The sequence below is a fragment of the Microvirga zambiensis WSM3693 genome, from assembly GCF_016735695.1.
GTDB lineage: Bacteria > Pseudomonadota > Alphaproteobacteria > Rhizobiales > Beijerinckiaceae > Microvirga > Microvirga zambiensis.
The window spans coordinates 137,163-146,746 of record NZ_JAERQD010000010.1; the positions used below are offsets into that span (position 1 = coordinate 137,163).

Genomic DNA, 9,584 nt, shown 5'->3' on the forward strand with positions numbered 1-9,584 from the left:
GATTCTCGCCATCCACCGAGCGGCATCACACCCAAAAATCGGCTTCTGTCAGCTTTAGGCCTTTAGCGAGCCTCGCAAACAAAACTGGCTTGATGTGACCATTCCCATCTTCGTCATAATACAGACGACCTGATCGATTGTCGTATACAATACGGTCATCAGCATCCTGCGCCTTCCTGGCTTTGCAAAAGGATGCCTCGCTTAGGACCTTATACTTTCCTTTGTCCTCAAACGTTAGCTTCTTGAATATTGTGCGGCTCAGCTGAAACGTATCATCATGGACTCTGAAATCCACAATCTTATCGACTTTGCTCTTGGAGAGTTTGGTGTTGAATACAAACGTGTCGCGCCCTCGACCGCCTTTTAACACGTCAGCTCCACCAGCGCCATTGAGCGTGTTTGAGCTGGCGTTTCCTTCGATAATGTTGTCGAAGCCATTCCCTTTGAGATTGAACGCCCCTTTGCCCTTAGGATCAGCAGTACGCAAAATTTCAATGGAAGCAGCGGCGGTAAGGGTAAAAGACGTAAAGGCGACGGCCGTATCGAACCCTTCGTCGAATGCCTCAAATAACATGTCATCAGGGTTATCGACATAATAGAGATCGTCACCCAAATTGCCTAACAGGATATCCGGCCCGCTTCCGCCGTCGATCACGTCGTTACCATTACCGCCCTCGATCTGGTCGGCACCATTCCCCCCGCTGAGGATGTCGCTGCCTTCCCCACCCGAGAGGTAGTCCGCTTCGGTCCCTCCATTGAGGAGATCATTACCAGATGCGCCTGTAAGGATGTCCACGCCAGAGTCGCCGTAAATCAAATCATCATCAGATCCACCATCGACGTTATCGGCGCCAGAGCCGCCACTCAAGAGGTCGCTGCCACTGCCCCCGTAGAGATTATCAGCCTGCTCACCCCCATGAATGGTATCGTTGCCTTCGCCGCCATCGAGATCGTCGAGGCCTTCCTCCCCGGCTATTGAGTCATTGCCAAGCCCGCCATCGAGGATGTCTGCGCCATCGCCGCCAAGCAAGGTATCATCCCCACCTCGACCACTGATGCGGTCGTTGCCGCCACTCGAATTAATGAAATCGGCCAGATCCCCACCGGCGAGTTGATCGCTGCCGGATCCCGAGTGAAACTGCATCTGCTCGAACCCGCTGAGGAGCGTACCGTCGAGCATCGTCGTCGCGCCTTCAACCATCATATCGAACACGAAGGCGAGGGCCTTGTCAGAGCGGTCGATGATCAGCCGGTCGATTCCAGCGCCGCCGATCAAACGCTCGACGGCGCCACCGCTCGGACCTTGACCGAGCCGACTGATGACGAGGTCATCGCCGTCGCCTGCGATAATATAGTCGGCGCCGGCACCTCCATCGATCGTATCACTTCCTCCCTCTGTAATGATGGTTTCGTCGCTGTCCACGCCTAAGGCTACGTCATCACCGGATAGGAGATACCTCAGCAAGGCACCCGGAGTGCCTTCGAGCCGCAGGGCCTCGGCTTGCGTCAAAGATAGAAGTGGCGGTAGTCCTGTAACGGCAACAGTCGTCACTCCCCCTTGGCGTAGAGAAAATCCCGTGAGAGTACCAGCGGTAGGGACTCCTGCATCGGAATAGGCAAAGCCTGTTCCTTCAAGTCGAAGAACGGTGAACCGCGGGTCGCCGACATCGAATGTCGTTGAGGTTCTCGCCACGACAGAATCGATCTCGGTCGGAATGTTCAGGAACGCGCTATTCGGGTTGGCATTCGAGTTGAATGTTATCGTCGCCATTGATCGTTCCTCCGAAGTTCTTATTCTAGAATTAGCACGGAAGCCGCGCTGCTCATTGTGGACGCTTCGAATGAAGCGGCTACCGGCGCCTGATTCTCGAGATACCTGTCATGCCGGCTTTGATTTCTTCAGTGACGCGAAACAAATCGACACGATTGGCGATCACTGTCGGTCGGATGATGACCAAAAGCTCGGTCTTGCGTTGATCGTTGACGGCGTTGCTGGTGAATACGGCGCCCAGGATCGGTATGTCTTTCAATCCTGGAAATCCATCCTTCCCAACCTGGCGGTTTGATGAAATGAGACCACCAAGGACGATCTCGGCCCCGCTCTGCACAGCGACTGAGCTGTTGATCTTTCTCTGGCGGATCGTGGGCGAGTCGATAGCTGACGTCGAGGTCGGAACCACATCGCTGACCTCCTGCGAAATATCGAGCATTACGAGGCCGCTGGCGTTCACACGCGGCGTAACCGTGAGAATGATACCCGTATCCTTCAACTCGATTTCGTTGACGACAGGCGCTTCAGGACTTGTAACACTCCGGGCAGATCGCGTCGCTATGGGGACTTGATCGCCGACCTTGAGGGTTGCGGTTTCATTGTCGAGAACGGTAAGAGCCGGCGACGAGATGATCTCGAGGTTGGTGACTTTCTCGAGAGCATTGACCACGAGGCGTCCCTGCGGGACGTTGAATACGTAGTTGAAGCCGGGAAGATTTGCGCCGGCGTTCGAGACTCCATCGTTCATTGAGACGCTATGATTGCCTTGCTGGAAATACCAGCGGACGCCGTAGCGCAGGGCATCATTCAGTCCGACTTCGGCGATGGTAGCCTCGATCAAAACCTGTGTCGGCAGAATGTCGAGCCGACGGATCGCGGATTCGATAAGCTGGTAAGTTTCAGGATGTGCCATGACGACAAGTGAGTTCGTGGCGGTGTCAGCGCGAGCCTGGGCACCTTGGAGCGAACTACCTGCCTCCCCATTCACTCCATTGGTAGTCGACCTAACTGACGCGGGCTCAATCCTTGGAGTGTCATTTGCGCTCGCGGTAATTCCCTTGTCCTGCGGGGAATCCTCATATGAAAGCATGCCATTAAGAATTTTCGCAAGGTCAGCCGCGCGGCGGTTTTGAATCGGAAAGACCCTCATCTGCCTGTTATCGTTATCGGCCTGGTCGAGGCGTTCGATCCAATCTCTTGCGCGACCGAGTGTCTCTGCCGATCTGGTCATAAGCAAGACTGCATTCATTCTTTGGATCGGCAGCACGCGAAATTCGCCATCACTGTCCGAGCCGAACATTTGAGTGACTTCCGTGGCGACGGTAGTGGCGCTTGCATCTTTTAGTGAAACAAGCGCAAATGACACGCCTAGCATCTGGTCGACATCAAGCGTATCAAGAAGTTGAGTCATTGGATCGAGATCCGCCGGAGAGCCTGCCAGAATGAGATAACGCCCGTCCGTATTGGCAACGATTTGGGTGCCTGCCGTGGCGAACGGCTGTAGCGCTGCGCGAGCTTGATCTGACTTCAGGAACCGCAACGGCACAACGCGGATGTTTTCTCCGGCTGATCCCTGTTCGGAGCCGCTGCCACGGCTTGCGACCCGATAGGCGCCATCTGCTTTGGCCAGCGTCCCTCCATGAAGCTGAAGTACATTGCGCACCAGAGACATGGCAGCCTGTCGTGTCACCGGCTCCGTGGTTCGGACCGTCACTCGTCCGCTAAGCGAAGGATCGACGATAACGCTTTCCTTCAGGACTTCATCGAAAACGACTCGGACGAAATCCTGAATCTCCGTATTGACGAAGTTCAGAGTGACCTTCGAGCCGTTCTCGCTAACTAAAATTGGCTCACTCGTCGCCTCTTTAGTCGCCGTAGGCTCACGTCCGTAATCCGTATAGCTCGTGCGCTGATTGGGTCCCTTTGCCGTGATCGGTCCGTCGCTTCCTGCTTCCGGACGTCCTGATGTCAGATAGCGCGCATAGGGCCCCAAGAGACTGTATCGCCCGTCTCCGTCGGGTGTTGCTGATTGAGAGACACATCCGGCAAGTGCAATCGCCATAGCGGCAATACCGATTACGCCTTTAAGAGAACGATTTTGAGACAATTCGATCCGCCCCGCGTCCGCGCAGCTTTCGGGTAGCGGACGCTCCTATCTCATCCATAAGTCGACGAATGTTTCCATCCAGGGTTGCCAGAAGCTTGTGGATAAAAGTAACAATATATCAGTATTCATTATCATTTGGGGGCATCCAGTGGCAGCCTAGGATTAAAGACCCTAGATTGCCACAACCGCAAAGTGCCTCCCGTGCCCGCTGTTTGCCGTCTCTTTCCTGCTATCGTTCTGGCTGCGCTCGTCAGTTTAGGAGGCTTTCTACCTACCGAACTGGCTTATGGGCAGGTGCCGACACAAAGCGCCTCTTCTGAGGATGTCGTTGTTTCCGACGGAAGCGGTGAGATGCAGGCGCAAGCCGAAGCATTAGACGTTGAGGGGCGGAGTGGCCCGCCGCTACCTGTGAATCCCACTGGGGTGCTCTCCCCAGAAGATACGGCGGCGGAGCCTGTCAAGCCCGGGCAGGTATCTTCAGGCGAGGGGGCTTCCGACGACGCTTCGCCAGCCGCTCCGAAGTCAAATAGCCTGGCCACCAACGCGAACACCACCCCAGAGCCGGCGGCCGGGGAGGTTGACGACAGGTCCGCGCTCCTGCCCGACGCCCCTTACAACGGCTCGTACTCCACATCCATTCCCATTGCGGTTCCGGGCTTTCGGGGCCTCGAGCCGAGGCTGCGCCTGACTTATGACTCTGGGCGCGGCCTGCGGGCCGGCGGCCCGCTCGCGGGATTTCTGGGCACTGGCTGGTCGTTGGAGGGGATCTCCAGCATCGTCCGCGCTTCGCCCGGACGCGGCACTCCGCGCTTCGACGACAAGGACATCTTCCTGCTCGACGGTGAGGAGATCGTGCGTTGCCCGGCCAATGCTAAGGAAAAGGCGAAGATCCCGAGTTGCGCGAGCGGCGGAAATTATATGTCCAAGGTGGAGAGCTACCGGCGCTTCGCCTATTCGGGCACCCGCAAGGACTGGAAGGTCACGGCGCGGGATGGCACTGTCTATGTCTATCAGGCCTCGGGCGTCGTGAACCCGAACCTGAAAGGCGACCCCAACCTCGAAGACAAGTACCTTTTTGTCCTCACCTCGGCCACGGATCGGCACGGCAACGAGGTGAAGTATAGCTACTCGTGTTCATCCGGCGCCGTCTGCTATCCGACCAAGATTACCTATAACGGCACCTATGGTGAGATCCGCTTCTACCGGGACCGATTGCCGGCCCCTGCCATGTCGATCGCGAACGGAGGCGGAAAGATGGGCCAGATCTCGGCCCGTCTGAAGACGATTCTGGTCCGCACGGGCGGTCAGAATGTGCGGGCCTACAAGATCGATTATAACACCTCGTCGACGACCGGTTCGGCCCGGCTTTCGAGAGTGCAGGAATTCGGTGCCTCCGTCGTTTGGGATGAAAGCGGCACCGTGACTGGAGGGGCATACTTACCGGCTACGACCTACACCTATTCCTCCGGGGCACTCGGGTTCCAGGCCTCTGCCGCCACCATTGCGGCAGCCTAGGGGCGCGGGCGCCTGGTCGTTGATCTCGACGGCAATCAGCGCAGCGATGTGCTCGGCTACAAATGCGAGCCGACGAACCCCATGTGTACCTTCGTCTATTCGACGAATCCGGCGCAGGGTGACTATGCGACGATTTCGCTCCCCAACATCGCCTATAAAAAGAGAATCGATGATCTCACTGCTAATGACCGTTGGCTCGTAGGGGATTTTACCGGGAGCGGCCGCCAGCAGGCGATGCGCATCGTTTCCTGGGCCGGCCGATCCTGTAACGCGAGCGGGAATTGCAGCCAGGTCACTAAGACAGAGGCTGCTCTCTATGGCCTGAATGACAACGAACGGCTTTCCGCCACGCACTGGTTCGAGATCGATCGTGACGATCTGGCCGGACGTGCCATCGCGGGGGATTTCGACGGCACGGGAATCAGTAAGGTCTTCTTCGACAAAGACCTCGTGTCCGCACCCAATCCCCGCTACATCTCGGCTACATTTCCCAGCTGCAATTCCCTGTTCAGCTATCAGTTCCAAGCTGGCGACTTCGACGGCGATGGGCGCACCGATCTCATCTGCCATGCGACGGATGTCTCGGGCACCTATTCGGCGATCCTGTTGTGGGACGATAGGGGCATGCGCTTCAAGGCTCAGGAGAAGGTACTGATCGCTGGCGCCCAGGAACCTGCCTCGGAATTCGTCGTCGGTGACCTCAATGGCGATGGCAAGAGCGACGTCGCTCTCGTGAATCCGGCTTTTCAGAGCGTCCGGGTGATGCTGTCGAACGGCAGGGTGCTGGTCAAGGGGCCGAGCGTAAAGCTGTCGAGCGCCGCTGCGGGCGCCCTGGTGGGAGACTTCGACGGTGACGGGCGCAGCGATCTCTATGTGCCCTCCAAAGAGAACGCTGTCGCCGGTACGATCCTGCGCTACAAAGGCTCGGCCCTGGTACGCAGTGCGCTGCCTGACGTTAAAGACACGTCGTCGCAGAACACGCCCACAGTCGCATTGCGCGCCGGCGATTTCGATGGCGACGGCAAGACCGATGTTTTCAGCTACAAGGTTTGGACGTCGACCGGCCCAATGCAGGATCTGCTCACTGATCATACCAATGTCTGGGGCGGCACTGCCACGATTACATACGAATCCTCCACCGTCACGCCGAATAGACGCATGCCCTTCGTGCTGCAACGGGTCAAATCCATCGAGCGCAACGATGGGCGCAACAATCGAACGAGGACGAGCTTCGCCTATTCGGGCGGTCTCTACAGCCATGCCCAACGGCGCTTCTACGGGTTCAAGACCGTCACGATGAAGCTGCCCTGCACCACAGGCGAGAGCACGAGCCGCTGCCCCGTGCGCGAATACACTTTCCGCCAGGATGTCGCCTCCGCCGGGCGTATCGAGAAGATGACCGTCAAGGCGGGCGAGGCAACGAATGCGCCGGTGGTGCTGCGCGTGGTGGATGAGGCCTGGGACGTCAATATCAAAAGCCAGCCCTATTGGGCCCGCAACATCGCCACCACCACCACCGACATGCTGGACGGTGAATCTCGCATCCGCAAGGTCGAACGCGACTTCGACTTCCATGGCAATCTGACCCAGCTCACCGAACATGGCCGTTTGGGCCTGAGCGGCGATGAACGTACGACGACCTGGCGGTTTAATCCGAACCTTACCGCCTACATCGTCAACCGGCCCGCTTGGGAGACGGTTTATGAGGGAACGGCGCCGGTTCCTTCCCGCAAGATCGCCGAGACCTTGTTCCGCTACGACTACCGGACGAGTGAGCTTCTGCCCCCATCCAAGGGTGACGTGACGTTGACCCGCCGCTGGCTCAAGGAAAAGGGAATCTATGCCGAACGCGCCACCACTTACGATTCCCGCGGCAACCCGACGACCGTCACGGACGAGATCAACCGGCCAACTGTGACCGCCTACGATAGCGCCTACAACATCTTTCCCGTCTCCGTGACGGCGGGAGGCATCACGGTCAAGACCGCCGAGTGGGATTTTCAATGCGGCAAGCCGATCCGCACGACGGATCTCACCGGCCAGAGGACCGATTACACCTACGACGCGTTCTGCCGCCCCCAATCCGTCACCAAGCCCGGCGGCGAGATCACTCGGTGGAATTACAACTACTTCGGAGATCCCGATGCGCAGTATATCGAAACCGTGACGCCTCTCGGCGGCGGCACGGTCTCCAGCTCTTCCTATCGCGATGGCTTCGGTCGGGTTCGCAGCACTCTGCGCAGCGCCCCGGGCAGCGCCATCCGGGTCGACGTGGACTATAACCAGCGCGGGCTGCCGGAAAGCCGCACCTTGCCCTATTATTCGGGCGCGACACGCTATCTGACCTATTTTCAATATGACGGCCTCGACCGTGTCGTGACAATGACGCGGCCGGATCAGACCGTCGTGAGAAGCGCCTACAAGGCAAGCCCCGCCGGCTACGACCTGATCGAAACACGGGACGAGATCGGCCGCCTTTCGCGCGTGCACCGGGATGCCTATGGCCGCACGGTCCAGACGGACCGCCCTTATATCGGCGCCTCCGTCCTGACCACCGCCACGACCTATGACCAGCTCGGGCGGATGATCGGCGTGCGCGATCCGCGCGGCAGTGCCTGGACCTACACCTACGACAGTCTCGGGCGGCGCATCCGCGAGAAGGACCCGGACCGGGGCGAGTGGAGCTACGACTACAACCTGGCCGGGGAGCTGGTGGAACAGGTCGACGCCCGCAAGGAGCGGACGACGTTCGCCTATGACCGGCTCGGCCGTCTCGAGACCAGGACGGTGCGGGCCGGCACGGCGCGTCCGGACGTGACGGCGAGCGGCTACGGGACGGCGGGCAGCGGTCCCGACGGCGGCCGGCTGGTCAGCCTGTCGAACGCGGCAGCGACGATCCGCTATGCCTATGACGGCAACGGCCGAAGGGTTCAGGACACCTACGAGATCAAGCGCGCCGACGGCACCATGGCGGAGCGGCATGTGCTCAAGACCGCCTACGAGCCGGGCGGTCGTGTCATCGGCCGGGAATGGGACCTGCAGGAAGGGCAGGGGCGCATCGGCGGCCGGCTCGACGGCTGGGCCTACGATGCGGGTGGGCGCCTGGCGTCGATCCCGAGGCACATCGCCTCGATCACCTACGATGCCGGCGATCGTCCTCTCGCGACCGTCTACGCCAATGGCGGCGGCACGACGACGCGGGAGTATGATCCGGAGCGCGGCTGGCTCGACCGCCAGCAGGGGCCTGGGCTCGATCTCATCTACGATCGCGATCTTGCGGGTCGGATCCTGAATATCCGCGGCCTGAGCGGGGCCGAGACCTTCTCCTTCAGCTACAACGACGCCGACTGGCTGTTGTCGTCCACGCGGGGCGGGGAGAAGCAGGGCTTTTCCTACGACAATGCCGGCAACATGCTGGCCCAGACCGGGCCGACGGCCATGGGCGCGAGCTTCCCCTCGGCCGGCTCCGAGCGCCCGCATGCGCCGTTGATGGTGAACGGGAAGCTCCAGACCTACGACGACAACGGCAACCTGGTCCAGGGCAATGGGCGCTTCATCACCTGGGACGGGCAGAACCGCCCGGAGCGGATCGACACCGACAGGAGCCGGGTCGAGTTCGTCTACGGCCCCGACGGGGCGCGGCTGAAGAAGACCGTCAAGGACGACCCGACCGCTCCGGCGGGGCGCACCACCCTCTTTCTCGGGCCCGATGTCGAGCGCGCGCCCGGTCCGGCCTCGACGGCGATCTGGTCGGTGTCGCCGCATCCCGACATCCGGCTGCAGCCGTCAGTGGGCGGGCAGGACGCCCTCGTGCAGCGCGATCACTTGGGGTCCGTGCGGCGCCTGAGCCGGCTTGTGGGCGGCGCGCCGCTGGCCGCGGCGGTGCACCGGGCGTTCGGCGAGCGACAGGCGGACGAGGCCTCGAAGAAGGCGCTCGACACGCACGGCTACATCGGCGAGCGCGAGGACGCGGAGACGGGCCTGCTCTATCTCAACGCGCGCTACTACGACCCGAAGGCGGGGCGGTTCCTGTCGCCTGACAGCCTCGATCCGACGCTCCCCGGCGTGGGCACGAACAGGTATGCCTATGCGCTCAACGATCCTGTTAATAAACTAGGGCGTGAACTCATAAAAGATCTTTCATTTGCAGCGAGTTGATGATTCACCTCCCGGTCACGGGAGGATGTGATG

4 protein-coding genes are annotated in these 9,584 nt (G+C 59.9%); 2 read left to right on the top strand and 2 right to left on the bottom strand.

Translation table 11 applies throughout. The annotated features are described in order from the left end of the window. Positions 1-25: 25 nt before the first annotated feature. Positions 26-1,771, bottom strand: a complete 1,746-nt coding sequence (locus tag JKL46_RS10540) for a calcium-binding protein (protein WP_201832614.1) — start codon at positions 1,769-1,771, stop codon at positions 26-28. Between the two features lie 79 nt (positions 1,772-1,850). After that, positions 1,851-3,878, bottom strand: coding sequence for a type II secretion system secretin GspD (gspD, locus tag JKL46_RS10545; RefSeq protein WP_201832617.1), 2,028 nt, complete (start codon positions 3,876-3,878; stop codon positions 1,851-1,853). Between the two features lie 423 nt (positions 3,879-4,301). On the opposite strand from gspD, the gene JKL46_RS10550 reads away from it, so the two are divergent. Then, entirely contained in the window at positions 4,302-5,393 is a 1,092-nt protein-coding gene (locus JKL46_RS10550) for a SpvB/TcaC N-terminal domain-containing protein (RefSeq protein ID WP_201832619.1), read from the top strand. 81 nt (positions 5,394-5,474) lie between these two features. After that, on the top strand, positions 5,475-9,551 hold the full coding sequence (locus JKL46_RS10555; protein ID WP_201832621.1) for an FG-GAP-like repeat-containing protein: 4,077 nt from the start codon (positions 5,475-5,477) through the stop codon (positions 9,549-9,551). Positions 9,552-9,584: the final 33 nt, after the last annotated feature.